The sequence below is a fragment of the Streptomyces sp. NBC_00005 genome, from assembly GCF_045160215.1.
Taxonomy (GTDB): Bacteria; Actinomycetota; Actinomycetes; order Streptomycetales; family Streptomycetaceae; genus Streptomyces.
Genome location: NZ_CP108316.1, coordinates 442,173 through 460,152, shown reverse-complemented (window position 1 = coordinate 460,152; position 17,980 = coordinate 442,173). Strand labels below are relative to the sequence as shown.

Sequence of the window (17,980 nt, the reverse complement as noted above, 5' to 3'; positions counted from 1 at the left end):
CCACCAGGAGGTACACAGTGACCACACTGACCGTTCTGCACCCCGGCGCGATGGGAGCGGCCGTAGCCGCCGAGGCGTCCCGGTCGGGTCATGACGTCCTCTGGGTGCCGGTTGACCGAAGCGCCGCGACGCGGGAACGGGCGCGAAAGGCCGGACTGACAGCCTGCCCGTCCCTGAAAGAAGCCCTTGACGCCAGCGAGGTCGTGCTGTCCCTCTGTCCTCCGCACGCGGCTGAGGACGTCGCCGTATCCGTCGCCGGGCAAGGGTTCACGGGTCTGTACGTCGAGGCCAACGCCATCAGCCCCGAGCGCATGGAACGCATCGCGAGCGAGGTCCGGCCCGCTTCCTCGATACTCGACGGTGCAGTCATCGGCCCGCCGCCCGGCGACCGGCGCACGTGCCGTCTCTACCTGGCGGGGGACGGGCAATCGGTGGATCTTCTCCGCTCCGTCTTCCAAAGTTCCTCCGTCGAGGTGGAAACGGCAGGGGACCAGGCGGGTGCCGCATCGGCTCTGAAGATGTCCTTCGCGGCCTTTCAGAAGGCCGCCCGCACGCTCGCCGCCGTGTCACACGCCCTGGCGGACAGCCACGGCGTCGCCGATCTCCTCACCGCCGAGGCTCGGCGCATGCCGTCGGACTTCCTGTCCGACCCCGATGCTCTCGCCGGCGTCGCCGCCCGAGCCTGGCGCTGGGCCCCCGAAATGCACGAGGTCGCCGAGACTCTGTGCGCCTCCGGGCTGCCGCCCCAGATGGCCGAAGCCGCGGCGGCGGTGATGCGTCGGTGGGAGCAGGACAAGGACCAGTACGACCTGCCACTCGCTGAAGTTCTCACGCACTTGCGGGACAGCTCGCACATGGAGTGAGCAGGTGCACGACCCCTACAGCAATGACCCACTGAGGAGAAACCAAGATGCCGGAAGTCCAGGTTTTCATGGCCGCGGGCAAGACCGACGAGCAGAAGAAGAACATGATGTGCGACATCACCAATGCCCTGACGGAGAACCTTGACTGCACGGCGGAGTCCGTCACGGTGCAAATCATTGAGGCGAAGTGGAGCCACAAGATGAAGGGCGGTCAGACGTTCGAAGAGCGGCGTGCCGGCCAGACGCCGTACGAGCGTGATCAGGCACTGCGAGGCGGCCGGCCCGACCTCACCCAACAGGGTCCGGCCACGCAGGCCGACCGCTCCTGACGCAGGGCGGACGGCGAAGGAGATCCGGCATTTCGGGAGGAGTGACCCCTGCGTCGTTGCTCTGCACGACCGGCCCAACAGGGCCAACGGTGGTTGCCCGAGTCACCTGACGATTGCGGCGGGCGGACGCCACGCTGCACAGTGCGGCGGCTGCTCGTGCAGAGTCCAGGCCGCCCGTGTGGCCTGCGCGTGGGAAGGGTCAGGGGCGTGCGAGTGACCTTCATGCGTGCTGGCCTCCTGCGCGCTGTTCCAGGACTTGTTCGAGCAGGTTCAGCGCCTTCACCACCCGGTCGCGGTCGGCACCGAGACCCTTGAGCAACGCTGCCTCGACCGCGAGCTGGCGAGGGAACATGGCATCGACCGCATCGCGCCCTGCTGTCGTGACGGTGACGAGTGCGGCGCGGCGGTCCGCAGGACTTGGGCGGCGTTCGATGAATCCGTGCTTCTCCAGCTTGGCCAGCGTCTTGCTGACGGCTGCTCGGGAGCAGCGCATGTTCTCGGCGAGCCGCCGCGCGATCACCGGGCCCTCGGCGTGCCGGAGCTGCACCAGCACGTCGAGCTCGGGCGCGGTCAGCGGGGCACCCTCGTACAGCGCCTCAACGGAAGTGGCGAGCAGCCGCTCGATGCGTTTGATGGGGCCCACGACTTCCATCGCGGAAGTGTCAATGTCCGGGCGTGCGGCTGCCCACGCCGTACGGGAGTCAACGGAGGTCGAGGAATAAGTCATTGCCGCCGCCTATTGTTAACCAGTAGACTAATTGTTACCGTTCTTGTTCATGGTATCCACGCCCCGGACTTCTCACCCCGGCTCTTTGCCGGCGGCCGTCTCCATCCCGTCGACGGATCCGCCGCGGCGGGCCGCCGGCCTCATTGCCCTCCTCGGGGCGCTGACCGCCGTGGCGCCGCTCGCCACGGACATGTACGTGCCCGGCTTCCCGGAGATGGCCCGCGCGCTGCACGTGAGCGGCTCGGCCGTGCAACTGTCCATGACCGCGTTCCTGGCCGGGCTCGTCATGGGCCAGTTGCTCATCGGGCCGCTCAGCGACCGCCTCGGGCGCCGCCGTCTTCTCATCCCCGGCACCGCGCTGTTCGCCGTGCTGTCGCTGGCCTGCGCCGCCGCTCCCACCATCCAGATACTGACCGCCGCCCGGTTCCTGCAGGGCGTCGCGGGAGCTGCCGGGATGGTGCTGGCGCGGGCGGTTCTCACCGACCGGTTCCACGGTCCCGAGCTACCGCGCTACTTCTCACTGCTGTCCATGGTGCTGGGTGTCGCGCCGGTCGTGGCCCCGGTGGTCGGCGGCGCGATCCTGTCTGCCGGAAACTGGCGGGGCGTCTTCGTGGCGCTCGCTCTCTTCGGGGTGCTGCTCTTCCTGGCGGTCCTGCCGGGCGTCCCCGAGTCACTCCCCGCGGAGCGCCGCCACCAGGCAGGCATGGCGGGCGCATTCCGGGCCATGGGCGGACTGCTCGGCCGTCGAGCCTTCCTCGGCTGCACGCTCACCCTGGCGTTCGCCGCCGCCGCGCTCTTCGCCTACATCGCCGGGTCCAGCTTCGTCTTCCAGGACGTGTACGGGGCGTCCGCAACGCAGTACAGCCTGATCTTCGCGACGAACGCGGGCGGCATGCTGCTCGCCGGCGCGGTGTTCGGCACACTCTCAAGCCGCCTGACGCTGGGAACGCTGCTGAGCGCATCGGTCGCGGTCGCGTTGGTCGCCGCACTGCTCCAGGTGGTACTTCTACTCACGGTCGGCGGCAGTCTGACCGGCACGTGGGTCTGCCTGTTCTTCGCCGCCTTCGGCATCGGCGGCATCTTCCCGGCCAGCATGAGCCTCGGACAGTCCCTCGGGCGGGAGGCGTCTGGAGCCGCGTCCGCGCTGCTCGGCGGGACCCAGTTCCTGTTCGGTGCCCTCGCCTCACCGCTCGTCGGCGCGTTCGGCACCAGCAGAGCCCTGCCGATGGCGGCCACCATGCTGGGTGCTCTTCTGTCTTCCGCTGTCTGCCTCGTCTTCCTCGTACGCCCGCGGAAGGAGCAGGACGCGCCGCCCGGACGGCACAGGTAGCGGCAGTCCAGCCCGCGACCCGCATCTGACCGAGACCCCATATTCCGGACAGACCGAGGGAGTACAGGCCCGACTGACCTGCCGTCGAGTCTCCGTAGACGTATCCCGCGCAGGCCTGCTGGACGGACTTCGTAGGGAAGCCCCGGCATCGTCGAGAGCGGCTCTCGCGGCGCGTTCGGCCATCACGGGATAGCTGTCGCTGCTGCCCGGCTTGGTGAAGGGGATCATGCCGACTCCGGCGACACGCACCTTCGCCGTCATGAGATCTCCTGCGGGTGGCCGGGGGGAAGGTTCGGGCAGCAGACGCGATCTCACCTCTGTCTTGAGGACCTTGCCGACCTTCGACCGGGGGAGGTCGGGTCATACATCTTCTAGTCGTCCGAACCCATCTGGTCCTCGGCCGACAGATGTTCCACCGTCCTGCCGGTCTCGGTGAAGGTCCGTGTCACATGGCCCGAGGAGTACACCCACAGGATGCGCAGCGGGCGGTCGCCGATGTTGCGGAACAGGTGGGGGACCGGTGACGGGATATAGGTGGTGTCGAACTGCTCCAGCTTCGTCACCTCGCCGTCGACCCACACCTCCGCCTCGCCCTCGAGGACCGTCACGTGCTCGTCGCAGTTGTGCGAGTGCAGTGGTGCGCCGGAGCCGACCGGATAGACGCTCATCCCGCTGGTGATCCTGTTCTCCCCGCCGGCCGACGGCGTGGTGATGAGCGGCGTCGTGACGACGGCACCCCCTCGGTCCAGCAGCGATACCGACGCGACCTTGATGATCGTGGTCATCCGGAGCCCTCTTTCGATCCTTCTTCGATCTTTCGGAATTCACAGGCGATGCGTCGGTCGACGTTAGGTCGCGTCTCCCCAAATGGGTGCCCTCCAGCGTGCAGCTTTACCTTGCAATCCGAGAGGGGCTGAGCTGCTCGAACCCGGCTGTACCGTCACCTGGCGTCGCACGGCTTCCCGTCCGTGCCCGAATCGCGCCGGAAAGAAAAGGCAGGTATCGGCCAGATGAGGCTCCCCGTTCTCGACGAAGAGGAAATGGACCCGCGGCAGCAGGAGTTGGCCGCCCGCATCGCAGGCCGGCGCGGCGCCGTCCGCGGTCCGTTCCGCGTCTGGCTGCACAGCCCCGAGATGTGTGAACGCGCCGAATCCCTCGGTGCGTTCGCCCGCTTCGACTGCAGCCTGCCGAAGCATCTGCGTGAGCTGACGCTGCTGATGGCCGCCCGGAACTGGGACACGCAGTACTCGTGGAACGCGCATGTGCACCAGGCCATCGAGGCCGGCATCCCCGAGGCCGCGGTCAAGGCAATCGCGGAGAAGCGCGAGGCGGTCTTCGACAACCAAGTCGACCAGGCCTTCTACCAATTCTGCCGCGAGGTCCTGGAGGAGCACTTCGTCACCGACGAGACCTTCGCCCGTGCGCTGGCGCACTTCGGCCCCAAGGGGCTGGTCGACACCATCGGCGCGCTCGGCAACTTCACCATGCTCGGCATGTGCCTGAACACCTTCCAGGTGGACCTGCAGGCCGACAAGGAGCCGCCGTTCCCGGACGTTCGCGGCTACGCGCGCGTGACCGCGGACGGCGACGACCGGCCGCAGCCGTGACTCCCCTCACCGACTCGGGCACGAAGGGAGGTGCAGCCGTGACCCCCGGGACACCGGCCACCGAAGGGAAGTCCGCCGCCGTGCTCCGCGTCCGGGGCGTCACCAAGACCTTCGGCGGGGCGGCAGCCCTCAAAGGCGTCGACCTGGACCTGTACCCCGGCGAGATCCACGCCCTGATGGGCATGAACGGCGCCGGCAAGTCGACTCTGGTGCAGATCCTCTCCGGGGTCCACCAGCCCGACGGCGGCACCGTCGAAATCGGTGGGCACACCCAGCACGGGCTGACCGTGCGCAAGGCCCGCCGCCTCGGCATCGCCACGGTCCCGCAGCGCCGCGAACTGGCGATGGGGCTGACGGTGGCCGAGAACGTAATGCTCGGCGACCTGCCCACCCGGGGCCGTACCGTGCGCTGGAAGGCGGTCCGGGACGAAGCGCGCGAGGCACTGCACGGGCTCGGCATCGACATCGACGTGGAGCGGACCGCGGGTTCGCTCAGTGTCGCCGAGCAGACCATGGTGGAGGTGGCCCGCGAGGTCCGCCGCGGCGGACGGATCCTCATCCTCGACGAGCCGACCGCCTGTCTCAGCGCCGAGGCCGCGAACCAGATACGGGCCCTGGTGCGCACCCTGCGGGACGAGGGCGTCGCCGGCGTCTACATCTCGCACTACATCGACGAGGTCATGGCCGTCGCCGACCGCCTCACCGTCCTGCGGGACGGAGAAGTGGTACGGACGGCGCCCGCCTCGGAGATGGACGACGCCTCGCTCGTCCGCGCCATGGTCGGCCGGGACGTGGTGTCGACCCGCCCCGAACGCCCCGCCCCCAAGGACGAGATCGGCCTCGCAGTGCACGGTCTGACCCAGGGCCGCGCCATCCGGGACTTGTCTAACAGGAGTATCAGCCTGAGCGGGTCGCCGCTTTCGGCTGCCAACCGACCACCGTCAGGCAAACAGGACCTACATCACCCGATCAAGTTCAGACAGCGATCCTGGTCACCCTCGGGACGTAAGACGCTGGCAAGTTGACCCAGTGGTTGCGAGAGTGAAGGACCCGTTTGGGGCTTCCATGACGGTGCGTTGAATCTGCTGTGCTGTCCTGTTTTCGGCAACTTTCCGGGGGAGGACAGCACGTGATCGTGACCATGCGCAGTGAGGATCTGCCGGCCGCCGACCGGTTTCCGTGGTGGTGCGAGCAGATGGCCCAGGACATCGTGCCGTCGATGGTCAGCAGCCCGCACGCCGACGACTTCCGGTCCGTGGTGACAGTGGCAGAGCTGGGCCCGGTCCTGCTGACGGCGCTGGACTACCCCGAGATGCGGTCCGTGCGCTCGTCGGCGCTGGTGCGCCGCTCGGACCCCGAGCGGTACGGGCTCAGCGTCGTCATGGCGAACGAGCTGTGCTTCGCCCAGGGGGACAACGAGGCCCGGCTGACCCCAGGCCAGTTGCTGCTCCACGACACCTCCCAGCCTTTCGAGACCCGCGCCCTGCCCGGGGCCGGCCAGGGGGAGATGGTGATGCTGCAACTGCCCAGGAACGCGCTGCCGTTACGCCCGGAGCGGCTGAACCCACTGCTCGCGCGAGGCATGTCCAGCGCCACCGGGATAAGCGCCGTCTTCGCCCACTACCTCGTCGGCGTCGCCGGGGCCGTCGGGCGGCGAGAGGTCGGCGAGCGCGAGGTCCGACGGCTGGGCGAGGTGGCCCTCGACCTGGCCGCCGCGACCCTGGCCTCGTACATCGACGCCGAGGACCGACTGCCCCTGGAGACCCGACGCCAGGCGCTACTCGCCCGGATCGAGGCGTTCGTCGAGCACAACCTCGCGGACCCGGAGTTGACGCCCGCCGCGGTCGCCGCCCACCACCACATATCCCTCAGCTATCTGCACCGGCTTTTCCAGCACCGCGAACATACCGTCGCGGCCTGGATACGCCACCTGCGCCTGGAGCGTGCCCGGGCCGACCTCGCCGACCCGCGGCTGCGTCACCACCCGGTCCACGCCCTCGGCGCACGCTGGGGCTTCCACCACGCCGCCGACTTCAGCCGCGCCTTCCGTACCGTGCACGGCGTGCCCCCGGGCGACTACCGCCGCCAGGCCCTGAAGGCGGGCGGTACGGCAGTGGACACAGCGTCAATGAACGGGTGACGCTGGGCCAACGACGTCACCCCCTGCGCACTGACACCGTGTCCAACAGGTTCACGAACAGGAGTGCAGGATGAGTACTACCGCTCAGGCAACCACGGCACAGGTCCGGCAGGCGATGGTGAGCAACTGTCTCTGGGGGGTCCAGCACAACGCGGACATCCACTACTCCCAGGCCCGGCCGATGCCCATCGGAATAGCCGTGCACGCGCTTCCCTTCTCGACCGACTGCTCGGGCTTCGCCACGATCATGGCGAAGTGGAGCGGGGCCGGGGACCCGAACGGCTCCGGGTTCAACGGGCAGGGCTACACCGGCACGATGCTCGACCACTGCGAGCACATCACCGCTGCCGAGACCCAGCCCGGCGACTTCGTGGTCTTCGGCGCGGGCACCGGTACGCACGTCGTTATCCTCGTCGAGAGTGCGGCCAAGGGCCTCGGGGCACTGTGCGTGTCCCACGGCCAGGAGGCCGACCCGATCCGCACCACCCTGGCGGACGAGGCGAACTCGCACCGGGGCGAGCCCCTCACCTATCTCCGGCTGCCCGGCGGCGGCACTGGCTCGCCGACTCCGCCGCCCTCGAACCACAACCCGTACTGCCCGCTCACCGTGGACGGCGACTTCGGGCCGCTGACGACCAAGGCGCTCCAGTGGGTGCTGGGCGTGACCCCCGACGGTCAGTTCGGACCGAACAGCAGGAAGGCTCTCCAGAGCCACCTCCATGTGCCCGTCGACGGCCAGATCGGTCCACAGACGATCAAGGCCCTCCAGGCACACGTCGGAGTCACCCAGGACGGGCAGTGGGGGAAGCAGACCACGGAAGGGCTACAGAAGGCGCTCAACGCGGGCCACTTCTGAGAACCCGGGGCAGCCCACTCCTTGATCTGTTCCTTGAGCCCCTCGTCCCGCACGGACCGCGGCGAGGGCGCCAACTGGCGTTTCTTGCAGGCGTAGTAGGTGGAAGGGGCGATCTTGCAGCCGTGCTGGGTGAGCACGCGGCAGATCGGCTCGACACCGCCGAAGCGGTCCCGGTGCTCGTCGATGAACGCTACGAGCGCGTGTGTGGCCGGTCGAGCTCGGCCGCGAAGAAACTCGCCGCCGCCTTCAAGATCTCGTTCGCCCGCCTGAGTTCGGCGATTTCCTTCTTCATCGCCTTGACCTGCGCGGACTCCTCTGTCGTCGTCCCCGGCCGGGCTCCGTTGTCGATCTGGTCCTGGCGGACCCACTTGCGCAGCGTCTCGGTCGTCCCGATCCCCAGCTTGGCGGCGACCGCCTTCATCGCGGACCACTCGGTGTCGTACTCGGGCCGCACCTCGGCGACCATGCGGACCGCACGTTTGCGCAGCTCAAGGGGGTAAGGGGAAGGGCGTGCCATGACTCGATCCTCTCAAATGATCGAGTCCCTATCGAACCCGGAACGGTTCACCGCAGGGGCGTTCTGAGCCAGCCCCAGGCGCTGAGGCAGATCGAGAGGGGCCCGACGAGAATCCACAGGAGGGTCAGGTCGTAGACGCTTTCCCAGTTGCTGGTCTGTGAGGCGGACGCGTAGTTCAGCGGGGCGAAGACCACGAGTCCGAAGGCGGTCACGATGATGCCTCGGGTGATGGTGGATGACCCGTCGGTGGGAGGGTGGCCAAGGGGCTTGAGGCATGTGCGGTGTCGACCGGTCGGACCAACCAGTGGTGAACCCCGGCTGCGAGACCGCTGACGAGTCCGAACACGAGGCCGGCGGCCAGGCCGGCATTCGCCGCATCGTTGAAGAGGCGAGCGGGGCTTGCCGTGAACAGCCAGGCAGCGGAGTGTCGCGGCAGTGTGTCAAGGAAAACAGCTCGTTGACGAACCTGCCGCTGGCCAGCTGGTTGGGGCGGACAGTCACGCGAGCGACGGCCACCGATCGGCGGCCCACTCCAGCCAACCCGACGATCCAGGAGGCGGACCGCCCATCTCATGACCACCGAGTTCCGCGGCGTCGGGCTCCTCGAACAGAGTCCTCCAGCGCAAGAGGTCCGCCTGGCTCATCGCGAAGGTCTGATCCGGGGTGGTCGACTGGCGATAGGCGATCCGAGCACGTTGGGTCTCATGGTCCACCGGCGCGTAGACAAGTTGACAGGACGCGCCCACAGACTTGACCAACCAGCGGATCGCGGACCTCTCATCACGAGACCAGCATCCGAAATCCAGGACCACGTTGGTTCCGAGCCTCAGTGCCTCCAGAGCAAGCGAAAGCAGCCGTCCTTCCAGGACATCGCGCTTCCCATCCGGCTGTGGGTCGCCGAACAGCGGAATCATCCACTCATCCGGAGTCAGCCGCAGCGCGCTGTGCTCCTTGGCCAGCTGCCGAGCCCTCGTGGTCTTCCCGGCCCCCGGCAGGCCGACCGTCAGAAACAACGTCGTCACACCCAGATCGTGTCAGGAAGACCAAGTGGAGGACGACTGCTTTTTCTGCTGAGCTGCCGGGCCGTGACGCGGCCCGGCAGCGCGATGACGTCCAGTGGCGGTGGCGCACGCCTCCCAATTTCTCTCCAGTGGATCAGACGGCGTAGGAACTGGCAGCACGTCCCGGCGTGGCTGCGACAGGCCGCAACCGACCATGCCGCGGCGCACCCGTATGAGGGGCCGCTGCGTGTGCTGACGGACGAGGAACTCGACGACATCGACGACCCGCAATCAGTCATGCAGGGCTGGCTGGACACCATCAAGGACCACCGGGGCGCCTTCTGAACCAGGTTCAGTACGCGATCCTCGAGTCCCGTCACTGCACCGATGCCCTGCTATGCCGGCTGTCCGCCCATGTCGTGCTTGGCACCAAGGACCAGTCCGCGGCTGCAGACGCCCTGCTTGAGCTGTGCGGGAACGACCCTGCCCGGTGGCAGGCCATCGTCGACGCTCTGTCGTCACCGCCCGACTTCGAAGAGGCCTTCGGGCAGTTCCTGGACCGGCACAGCACGCGTACGGGCTGTGCCCCGACGCCGACGCGGCACGCGCCCGTCATGAAGCTGATCCGCGCCGCGATGACTGGGCAGCGCGAATGCCGATGTGCCGTTGATGCTGCTGCTGACGCCGGTGGAGTCGGATGCCTTCCGGCAGCAGCACGCCGGGGATACGTACTGGTGACAGCGGACAGTTCAAGATCCTTGTAGGCGGACACGAGACCTCCCTGTCCACGGACAGCTGATCTCCCTATCCGCGACTCCATTCGTGTCGGTTCCGAACGGGTGATCCCCCCGGCGGTTGGCTCGGTGCTGCCTGGCATCGAATCAACCGGTCCGGAGGGATCGTGAAGAAGTCTGACAGGGAGATCATGGAAATCTTCGAGGCTCTGGACGCCACCGGGTGTCCGCATTCGGCGGCTGTGCCGACGGGTGTCGATCCGAAGACCGCCCGCCGGTACGCACGGATGAGGGACGCGGGTCGTCCGGTCGACGAACGAGTGCGGCGTCCGACACTGATCGACCCGTTCATGCCGAAGATCGAGGAGTGGGTGGAACGCTCGCAGGGGAAGGTGCGGGCCGACAAGCTCCGCGAGCGCCTGGTCTTGTTGGGGTTCACCGGCGACGAGCGCACGACACGGCGGGCTGTGGCGGTGGCCAAGGAACGCTCGATGCCGGTATGCAACTCGCCTGGTTCACCCTCGAATCGCTGACCGCCGCCGGGCCACCGTACAACTCCGTCGCCAAGGCGGTCTCGAAGATCACCCGATGCGATCTCATCGTGGTCGACGACATCGGCATGCTGCCCTGCGGACAGGCCGCCGCCGAAGCGTCTACCGCCTGATCGACGCCGCCTACGAACGCCGCTCGGTGATCGTGACCTCGAACCTTCACCCCTCGGGATTTGATTCGATCATGCCAAAAATGCTCGCCACTGCCGCCGTCGACCGGCTCCTGCACCACGCGCACATCGTGCTGACCGAGGGCTCCTACCCGAGGCTGACCCAGGCCACCAGCGGCCAGGGCGTCGTCCCCCTCAGCTAGTTGTTGCGGGTCAGGACGTTGGTGACGGCGCATAGTGGTGGGCAAGATTGGTGGCGAGGTCGCGGAGGTGAGCTTTGGCTTCGGTGGGGCCGTGCACAGTGACGGCGCTCCCGAACGGCAGTAGTGCTCGCACGTCCTCCAGATGCAGGAAGCGGATCGTTACCTTGCGGCCAGTGGCGGATTCTTCATGGTCGTCCGGGACGAGTCGTAGGCCAAAGATCCGTTGCGCTCGCTCGATCTGGGTCTGGTCGATGGTGGCGCTGACCTCTATCGCGTGGTTGTGCTCCCACTGATCAATGAGCGCTGCAGCGACGGTGGCCAGGGTCTGGCTCTCGCGGATCCGTCGTGGCTGGTCGGCTTCTTTCCACGTCGTGATCCGTTCGAGTCGGTACATCCGTGGCACTCGGGCACAGTCGGCGACGAGGTACCAGATGCCGGCCTTGGCGAACAGCCCGTAGGGATCCACGACCAGGTCGCGTGGGCATGACTCGCGTGGGCTGTCGTACTCGATCCGTAGCCGGCGACCTCGCCGCACTGCGCCGATCAGCGAAGCCGGAGTCGTGCCGGAAGCTCGTGCCTGACGCCAGGGACGGCTGTCCACGTGCACTACGTCGGTGAGTGGCAGGAGCTCATGAACTCGACGTGGCTGTGTAGCGACGATCTTGGAGAGCGCGCGCCGGCTTTCGGCCGATGCGTTGAGCTCCGCACGTTGCTTCTCATCCAGCCCGGTGAGCGACAGATGATCACGCTCGTCCGGTGTGAGTCGCGTGAGGTCGAGCCCGGATCCGGGCAGCATGGTCACGCCTCCGAGGCGGCCCCGGTGTGCGGTCACCGGCAGACCGGCGTCGCGGAGCCAGTTCAGGTCTCGGGTGATGGTTCGAAGGGACACTCCGAGCGCTGAGGCGAGTTCCTGTGTGGTCATGGCATCCCTCGATGTGAGGAGCAGCATCAGGGTGAAGAAGCGATCTGGGGTCACACAGCAATTTTTTCAGGAATTGCGACATGATGCGGCGCATATCCCGGTCAGGCTGGTGGATGCGTACCTACCACCTGCGAGCCTGTGAGAAGGAACAACCATGACCACATCCGTCGTGTCCATCGTCTACGTGAACGACGCTCCCGCCGCAGCTCGTTTCTACGGCGACCTCCTCGGCATGAGCCCCTCGTTCGAGACTTCGGGATACATCACCTTCGACCTCGGGCCAGGCGCTGACCTCGGTCTGTGGTCTGGCCAGTTCGAGGATCTGTCACCGGACGTCCCGCGCACCAGTGAGGTGTGCCTGGCCATCGACGGTGGACCCGACGAGCTCAACGCGACCTTTGAGCAGTGGAATTCCAAGGGGGTCACGATCCTGCGCGAGCCTCATGATGCGGGGTTCGGGCTGACCTTCCTCGCAGCCGATCCTGACGGGAACCGTATCCGCGTCGCACCGCGGGGCTGAAAGGCCGCAATGCGGCAGGCGCGCACGATAGGTGTCGCGCCTGCCGTCGTCTGACTTCGAGAGGACGACGAGTGCCCCACGCGAATGCGCCCCTGAGCGTCGAGGGCCGTGGGCGGCTAGTGAAGCGGTGCCGGACACGTCCCATCGCCCACGTCGCCGCTGAGATGGGCATCTCTCGCGCATGCGCCGGCAAGTGGGTAAATCGCCGGCGGCTACACGGTGATGGGGGATTGCAAGACCGGCTGTCGAGTCCGCACCGGAGTCCGAACGCGACTCCAGCATGGGTCATCGAGTAGATCGAGTCCTGGCGCCGCGAGCACAAGTGGTCCGCGCAACGGGTCACCGACGCACTTGTGAGTATCGGTTTTGTGATCAACCGGCGAACTGTCAGCCGACACCTGACCCGGCTCGGCCTCGGCGAACGCCGCTTCATCGACCCAGGCGGTGAGAACAACCGGAAGCCGGGGAAGATCATCGCCCGCTGGCCCGGACACATGGTGCACCTGGATGTGAAGAAGGTCGGCCGGATCCCTGATGGCGGCGGGTGGCGGATCCACGGCCGGGACAGCGATCAGGCCAAGGTCGCCAGTCGGGCGAAGTCGGCCGGGGCGAAGCGTGGCTACGTCTACCTGCACCCCGTCGTCGATGGTTTCTCACGGCTCGCCTACACAGAACCGCTGGGCGATGAGAAGGGCGCGACGGCTGCTGCTTTCCTCGCCCGGGCGAGGGTCTGGTTCGCCGCCCACGGCATCAACCACATCCACCGGGTCGTCACCGACAATGGCGCTTGTTACCGCTCCGGCGACTTCGCCCGCATCGTCGGGCAAGGCACCCGGCATCAGAGAACCGAGCCATACACACCTCGGCACAACGGGAAGGTGGAGCGCTACCAGCGCATCATGGCCGAGGAAGTCCTCTACGCCCGCGAGTTCACCAGCGAGGACGCCCGGTCAGCCGCGATCACAGTGTGGAACATCCACTACAACTACCACCGGCCGCATAGTGCTGCCGCCGGAAAGCCGCCAGCAGCACGCCTCCGCGAGAGCGTCACCAACGTCGAGCCCTCATACAGCTAGACCGGACGCTTCCCGCAGCTCGACGTACTCGATCACCGCACCGTCCGCATGTCGCGCGGTCAGGTTCCGGCCGGTGGGCACGTCCTTCGGCCCGGAAAGGATCTCGGCACCGTGTGTACTCAGTACCCGCTCGGCTTCCACAAGGTCGTCGACCACAACAGTCGCCTGGACGCTCCTGAACGGGGCAAGCGCCTCCGGGGACCCGGCAACGACGAGGAAGTCACCGATGGCCGCCAGTTCCAACTCGCCATACGAAAAACGCTGACGCGGGTCACACCCGGTGAGCTCGGTCAGGAGCGGCAGTGCCCGGTCAAGGTCGTCCACATACAACCGGGCGCTGGTCTTGAGGATCTTCATACCGTCAACGGTAGAAGACCCCGCCCGGGGGCCGTCACCCACCTCTGTGCGAGTGGCCTACCCGGCCACCCGAGGGATGAAAAGTCACACCGGACAGGGAGATCACTTGTCCGCCGACAGGGAGCCGAAATGTCCACCCACAGGGATTTGGGCGTGTCCGTTGACAACCGGTGCGGGCTGTTACTCGGGCGCTGCGGCGGGCAGCTGACGACGAAGCTGTGCACGAACCCTCTCTGAACTCGCTGGCGAGGGATCGGAGTTGGGGTGTCGATAAGAAACGTGTCACCAGCCGCAAAGTAGGCCGGGGGCCGGAAAGCCGTCAGTGTTGAGGCGTTCCCGGCGGTGGGTGGGCGTCGTTGAGTTACTCGCGGACCTGAGCGTTCACTGTGGGATGCGCGTCACTGCTGTACGCGCCCAGGCCCGCGAGCAGGCGAAGCCCGTCCTCGGCAGGGCTGCCGGGGGCCGCGGACAGCACCACCAGCTCCATGCCCGATTCATCCGGTAGTGCGAAGTTCTCCTGGTGCAGTTCCAGCGGTCCGACCAGCGGATGCCGGTACGCCTTTCGTCCATGTGCGCGGGCGCGCACGTCCGCGCGGGCCCAGAGGCGGCGGAAGCGCTCACTGCCCATCGCCAACTCGCCGATGAGCGAGGCCAGACGGGGGTCCTCGGGGTATTGGCCGGCGGCCAGGCGCAGGTGCCCGACCACGTCGAGGGTGCATTTCTCCCAGTCCGCGTAAAGGCCGCGCTCGGCCTCCTCGAGGAAGATGTGCCGGGCGGTGTTCAGGCCCGGCATCGGCCGGCCGAAGAGGAGCCCGGCGAGGCGGTTCCCGGCGAGCACGTCCAGGCGGTGGTCCATGATCAGCGCGGGCGCGTCGGCGACCAGATCGAGGACGCGCAGCAGCTCCGGCCGGACCCGCCCGCCCGGCGCCTTCGCACGGCGGCGGCGCTGCCGGGCGAGCCGGTAGAGGTGCCCGCGTTCGGTCTCGTCGAGGCCGAGCACGCGGGCGAGCGCGTCGAGGACCTGCTCGGAGGGCTGGGTCGCGCGGCCCTGCTCCAGGCGCACGTAGTAGTCGACGCTCACTCCGGACAGGTGCGCGACCTCTTCGCGGCGTAGCCCTTCAACCCGGCGGCGGCTGTCGGTGGGGATACCGACGGCCGCCGGGTCGACCCGGGAACGCCGGGTCCGCAGGAAGCCCGCAAGATCGTCCATGCCCCCAGTATCGCCTCGGTGGTGCCCGTGAAGGTGGTCCTGCCAATACCAGGAAGTCCCGTCCGACGGAAGAGGAGCCCCTGAACGCCGGGCGCCGCGACGCCCAGGATCGAAGGCATCCGATCCCAAGGAGTTCCCATGAAGACGCTGATCGTCTACGCCCACCCGGAGCCGAAGTCGCTCAACAGCTCGCTGAAGGACCTCACGGTGTCCACATTGGAGAGCGCCGGGCACGAGGTACGGGTGAGCGATCTGTACGCGATGAACTGGAAGGCGGTCGTGGACGCCGCGGACTACGGCCCCACCGCCTCAAGTCCGCTGAAGGTCGCACTGGATTCGGGCCGGGCCTTCGACGCCGGGACGCTCACCCCGGACGTCCTCGCCGAGCAGGAGAAGCTGCTGTGGGCCGACATGATCATCTTCCAGTTCCCGCTGTGGTGGTACACGATGCCCGCGATCCTCAAAGGCTGGGTGGACCGGGTGTTCACCTTCCACTTCGCGTACGGCGTCGGCGAGCACAGCGACACCAAATATGGCGAGCGCTTCGGCGAAGGCACCCTCGCGGGCAGGAAGGCCCTGCTGTCGGTGACCGCCGGCGGCCCGGAATCGCACTACGCCGCACGCGGGATCAACGGCCCCATCGACGATCTGCTGTTCCCGATCCACCACGGCATCCTCTACTACCCGGGCCTCGAGGTGCTGCCCCCGTTCGTGCTGTACGGCACCGACCGGATGACCGACGAGGACTACCCGGACGTCGCCAAGGCCTGGGAGCAGCGCCTGCTCACCCTGGAGTCGACCGAGCCGATCGCGTTCCGGCGGCAGAACTTCGGCGACTACGAGATCCCCTCGCTGCACCTGACGGAGGGACTGGAGCCCGTGGGCCGCACGGGTTTCGGGCTGCACGTGCGCGACTGACGCGGCTGACCGCCGGCGATGGACAGGATGAGCTGGGGCGCGAACCCGAGGAGCAGCCCGAGGGCCGTGGCGGCGGTGAGGGTGAGCGCCACCGCGAGGGTGTGCGGGCGGAATCCTCGGGCGCGCGGTGCCGTACGCCCCGACGGCAGTCGGTCGCCCGGAGGGGTTCCTACGCCGGAGCCGGTGCAGTAGCGGCGGCAGTCACGGTCGTACTGTTCGATGCCCCTCACGCACAGGCAGGGCCGGAGGGGCATCACCGTTCTCGCGCCCCACGCCACGCGCCTGCCGAAGCAGCGCAGCCCCGAGCGGGTTCAGCGTGTGCAGGACCGTCGGGCCGGTCTGCCGGCTGGTCGTCAGCCCGGCGTCGCGGAGCACCGAGGCGTGCCGACTGGCGGCGGACAGCGAGACCCCCACGACCTGGGTGAGCTCTCCCGTGGTCAGCCCGTCCGCGACGCACCGCAGGACCCGCGCGCCCAGCGGCACCAGTTCCGCGGGGAGCGTTTCCTCGAGCACCGTCGGATGGTTGAGTGGGCACGAGAGCACGGGCGGCAGGTCGGCGTTGGCCAGGGCAACAGGCGTTCCCCACGAGAAGTACGTCGGCACGATCCTCATCCCGCGTCCGGGCAGATGAAGATCGCGGTCCGTCCGGTAGTCCACTTCGAGGACCGGCGGGTGCCAGCGCAATCGAGGCCCCAGGCTCGACAGGAGCCCCTCGACGCCCCTGGTCAACAGCGCGCGGGCGAGGGGGGCGCGGTGCCCGACGATCCCGCTGGCCACGCGCTCCGTGTAAGGAGCGACGGCCACCTCGTGGTACCGGCGGATCAGCTCGGTGAACTCCCGCCGTTCGGCCCCCTGTTCCAGCCGCAGCGCCCAGGAAGGCAGCGGGGAGACGCGGTTGAGGAGCCGTAACTCGGCGCGGACGTCCCGTCGAGGCATACGTAGGATGCCGCCGAGGGCCGCCGTGATCCCGCCCTCGGACTCCGGCGGCGTCAGGAAGTCGGGCAGGTACGGCCCGAGCGCATACAGCGGGAACAGCACCGTGCGCACGGGCCGAGCCAGTCCGGCTGCGGATTCTGGAGGCGCCGCAGACCCGCCGACCAGAACCGGAGGAACTGCCGGCGGAGGTATCCCGGCTGAAGAAGGCGGAGCACGAACTTCGTCGAGAACACGCGTCCGAGGTCCGCGAGCTGAGGATGCCTTGGCCGCCTACGCCCACCAGATCCAGGTCCTGACCTTGCGTAACGCCGACCTGGAGGCACAGAACGCCCGTCTCGTCGAACGGCGGAGGCATGGAACAGCATCTGACGCGCGATCGGGGCGTTCCCGGCGCCGATGCGGTCCGGGGCGGACAGTGAGGTCCGTCGCCTGCACAGCGGAGCGGAGCCCCGAACAGCAAGCAGACCCCGACGTCGGGGTCTGCTGTACCTGGCTGCACGGCCGACGAGGGTTCAGTTCTCGACCGCGCGCACGACCCTCGTTCTCTCTGCTGGCCGTTGTGTTGCCTGGCCCTTGATCAGGGCTTGAAGGGGAGCATGCAGGGGTGCGGGACGTACCCGGTGATGCCCTTGTACCGGACCTTGTCCCACTGGTTGTACTTGATGTTGCCCTTGCTGCCGCAGGCGTTGTGCATGCCGCCCTGGTAGACCTTGACGCTCCCGCCGCTCATGAGGGCCTTCGCGGCTGCACTCTTCGGGACCAACCCCAGCGCCGTACTGCTCTTGGTGGGCTTCTGGCGTATCTTGACGGACTCCTGCGCGTAGAAGGTCGTCCAGGTCGCCGCTGACGCGGTGGGGGCCTGCACCAGGACCATCGTGGTGGCGGCCGCCAGGCCAACCCCGATCATCCTCAGACGGTTACGCAACACGTTCTCCTTGCAGAAAGACAAAGGTGAATTCGGTGAATTCATCGACGTAAGGAGCGGAGACACGGTTCACCGCCACCGGCATCCGGCACTCCGGAGCAACAGCTCGGAGTCAGTGGGACAGGGATACCGAGGCGACCTGGTCGTC

The 17,980-nt window shown here is 67.7% G+C and carries 20 protein-coding genes and 3 pseudogenes; 13 read left to right on the top strand and 10 right to left on the bottom strand.

What is annotated here, in order from left to right:
- Positions 1 to 17: 17 nt before the first annotated feature.
- Both OG303_RS02345 and OG303_RS02340 read left to right on the top strand, forming a co-directional pair.
- Positions 18 to 863 (top strand): DUF1932 domain-containing protein, encoded by an 846-nt coding sequence (locus tag OG303_RS02345; RefSeq protein WP_405864183.1) that lies wholly within the window; start codon positions 18 to 20, stop codon positions 861 to 863.
- Positions 864 to 910: 47 nt separating this feature from the next.
- Entirely contained in the window at positions 911 to 1,192 is a 282-nt protein-coding gene (locus tag OG303_RS02340) for a 4-oxalocrotonate tautomerase family protein (protein WP_405864181.1), read from the top strand.
- Positions 1,193 to 1,412: 220 nt separating this feature from the next.
- Here the strand turns inward: OG303_RS02340 and OG303_RS02335 are convergent, their stop codons facing one another.
- On the bottom strand, positions 1,413 to 1,844 hold the full coding sequence (locus OG303_RS02335; RefSeq protein WP_405864179.1) for a MarR family winged helix-turn-helix transcriptional regulator: 432 nt from the start codon (positions 1,842 to 1,844) through the stop codon (positions 1,413 to 1,415).
- 124 nt (positions 1,845 to 1,968) lie between these two features.
- Here OG303_RS02335 and OG303_RS02330 point away from each other — a divergent pair, with 124 nt between their 5' ends.
- A complete protein-coding gene (locus OG303_RS02330; protein ID WP_405864177.1) occupies positions 1,969 to 3,249 on the top strand; it encodes a multidrug effflux MFS transporter in 1,281 nt (426 codons plus the stop codon).
- A gap of 371 nt (positions 3,250 to 3,620) precedes the next feature.
- Here the strand turns inward: OG303_RS02330 and OG303_RS02325 are convergent, their stop codons facing one another.
- Positions 3,621 to 4,034 carry a cupin domain-containing protein gene (locus OG303_RS02325; RefSeq protein ID WP_405864175.1) on the bottom strand — a complete coding sequence of 138 codons (414 nt, stop codon included), beginning with the start codon at positions 4,032 to 4,034 and terminating at the stop codon, positions 3,621 to 3,623.
- A gap of 255 nt (positions 4,035 to 4,289) precedes the next feature.
- Between OG303_RS02325 and OG303_RS02320 the strand changes: the two genes are divergently transcribed.
- From OG303_RS02320 to OG303_RS02305, 4 genes are all read left to right on the top strand, one after another.
- Entirely contained in the window at positions 4,290 to 4,856 is a 567-nt protein-coding gene (locus OG303_RS02320; protein ID WP_405877048.1) for a carboxymuconolactone decarboxylase family protein, read from the top strand.
- 38 nt (positions 4,857 to 4,894) lie between these two features.
- Positions 4,895 to 5,881 carry an ATP-binding cassette domain-containing protein gene (locus OG303_RS02315; protein WP_405864173.1) on the top strand — a complete coding sequence of 329 codons (987 nt, stop codon included), beginning with the start codon at positions 4,895 to 4,897 and terminating at the stop codon, positions 5,879 to 5,881.
- Between the two features lie 116 nt (positions 5,882 to 5,997).
- Positions 5,998 to 6,996: a helix-turn-helix domain-containing protein gene (locus tag OG303_RS02310; protein WP_405877046.1), complete on the top strand. Its 999-nt coding sequence runs from the start codon at positions 5,998 to 6,000 to the stop codon at positions 6,994 to 6,996.
- 70 nt (positions 6,997 to 7,066) lie between these two features.
- On the top strand, positions 7,067 to 7,852 hold the full coding sequence (locus OG303_RS02305; RefSeq protein ID WP_405864171.1) for a peptidoglycan-binding protein: 786 nt from the start codon (positions 7,067 to 7,069) through the stop codon (positions 7,850 to 7,852).
- Between the two features lie 14 nt (positions 7,853 to 7,866).
- Here OG303_RS02305 and OG303_RS02300 read toward each other — a convergent pair.
- From OG303_RS02300 to OG303_RS02290, 3 genes and pseudogenes are all read right to left on the bottom strand, one after another.
- Positions 7,867 to 8,369, bottom strand: a pseudogene (locus OG303_RS02300) (transposase); the annotation flags it as partial.
- 47 nt (positions 8,370 to 8,416) lie between these two features.
- Positions 8,417 to 8,581: a hypothetical protein gene (locus OG303_RS02295; protein WP_405864169.1), complete on the bottom strand. Its 165-nt coding sequence runs from the start codon at positions 8,579 to 8,581 to the stop codon at positions 8,417 to 8,419.
- 285 nt (positions 8,582 to 8,866) lie between these two features.
- Positions 8,867 to 9,391, bottom strand: coding sequence for an AAA family ATPase (locus tag OG303_RS02290; protein WP_405864167.1), 525 nt, complete (start codon positions 9,389 to 9,391; stop codon positions 8,867 to 8,869).
- A gap of 904 nt (positions 9,392 to 10,295) precedes the next feature.
- Here OG303_RS02290 and OG303_RS02285 point away from each other — a divergent pair.
- The 3 genes and pseudogenes from OG303_RS02285 to OG303_RS02275 all read left to right on the top strand — a co-directional run.
- Positions 10,296 to 10,586: pseudogene (locus tag OG303_RS02285) on the top strand (IS21 family transposase); the annotation flags it as partial.
- Between the two features lie 17 nt (positions 10,587 to 10,603).
- The gene (locus tag OG303_RS02280; RefSeq protein WP_405877891.1) at positions 10,604 to 10,768 is read left to right on the top strand and encodes a hypothetical protein; all 165 of its coding nucleotides are present in this window, start codon (positions 10,604 to 10,606) and stop codon (positions 10,766 to 10,768) included.
- On the top strand, positions 10,693 to 10,968 hold the full coding sequence (locus OG303_RS02275; RefSeq protein ID WP_405864165.1) for an ATP-binding protein: 276 nt from the start codon (positions 10,693 to 10,695) through the stop codon (positions 10,966 to 10,968). The genes OG303_RS02280 and OG303_RS02275 overlap by 76 nt, the downstream gene beginning before the upstream one ends.
- Positions 10,969 to 10,978: 10 nt before the next feature.
- Here the strand turns inward: OG303_RS02275 and OG303_RS02270 are convergent, their stop codons facing one another.
- Positions 10,979 to 11,944, bottom strand: a complete 966-nt coding sequence (locus OG303_RS02270; RefSeq protein WP_405864163.1) for a helix-turn-helix transcriptional regulator — start codon at positions 11,942 to 11,944, stop codon at positions 10,979 to 10,981.
- 100 nt (positions 11,945 to 12,044) lie between these two features.
- Between OG303_RS02270 and OG303_RS02265 the strand changes: the two genes are divergently transcribed.
- Entirely contained in the window at positions 12,045 to 12,410 is a 366-nt protein-coding gene (locus OG303_RS02265; protein ID WP_405864161.1) for a VOC family protein, read from the top strand.
- Between the two features lie 71 nt (positions 12,411 to 12,481).
- Positions 12,482 to 13,486: pseudogene (locus OG303_RS02260) on the top strand (IS481 family transposase).
- On the opposite strand, the gene OG303_RS02255 reads toward OG303_RS02260, so the two are convergent.
- Positions 13,475 to 13,843, bottom strand: coding sequence for a VOC family protein (locus OG303_RS02255; RefSeq protein ID WP_405864159.1), 369 nt, complete (start codon positions 13,841 to 13,843; stop codon positions 13,475 to 13,477). The pseudogene OG303_RS02260 and the gene OG303_RS02255 overlap by 12 nt on opposite strands.
- A gap of 361 nt (positions 13,844 to 14,204) precedes the next feature.
- Positions 14,205 to 15,053 (bottom strand): helix-turn-helix transcriptional regulator, encoded by an 849-nt coding sequence (locus tag OG303_RS02250; RefSeq protein WP_405864157.1) that lies wholly within the window; start codon positions 15,051 to 15,053, stop codon positions 14,205 to 14,207.
- 138 nt (positions 15,054 to 15,191) lie between these two features.
- On the opposite strand from OG303_RS02250, the gene OG303_RS02245 reads away from it, so the two are divergent.
- Positions 15,192 to 15,971, top strand: a complete 780-nt coding sequence (locus OG303_RS02245) for an NAD(P)H-dependent oxidoreductase (protein ID WP_405864155.1) — start codon at positions 15,192 to 15,194, stop codon at positions 15,969 to 15,971.
- 201 nt (positions 15,972 to 16,172) lie between these two features.
- Here the strand turns inward: OG303_RS02245 and OG303_RS02240 are convergent, their stop codons facing one another.
- Together OG303_RS02240 and OG303_RS02235 are read right to left on the bottom strand one after the other, a co-directional pair.
- Positions 16,173 to 17,018 (bottom strand): ArsR/SmtB family transcription factor, encoded by an 846-nt coding sequence (locus tag OG303_RS02240; RefSeq protein WP_405864153.1) that lies wholly within the window; start codon positions 17,016 to 17,018, stop codon positions 16,173 to 16,175.
- 466 nt (positions 17,019 to 17,484) lie between these two features.
- Complete coding sequence (locus tag OG303_RS02235; protein ID WP_405864151.1) at positions 17,485 to 17,814, bottom strand: hypothetical protein; 330 nt, start codon at positions 17,812 to 17,814, stop codon at positions 17,485 to 17,487.
- Positions 17,815 to 17,980 lie beyond the last annotated feature (166 nt).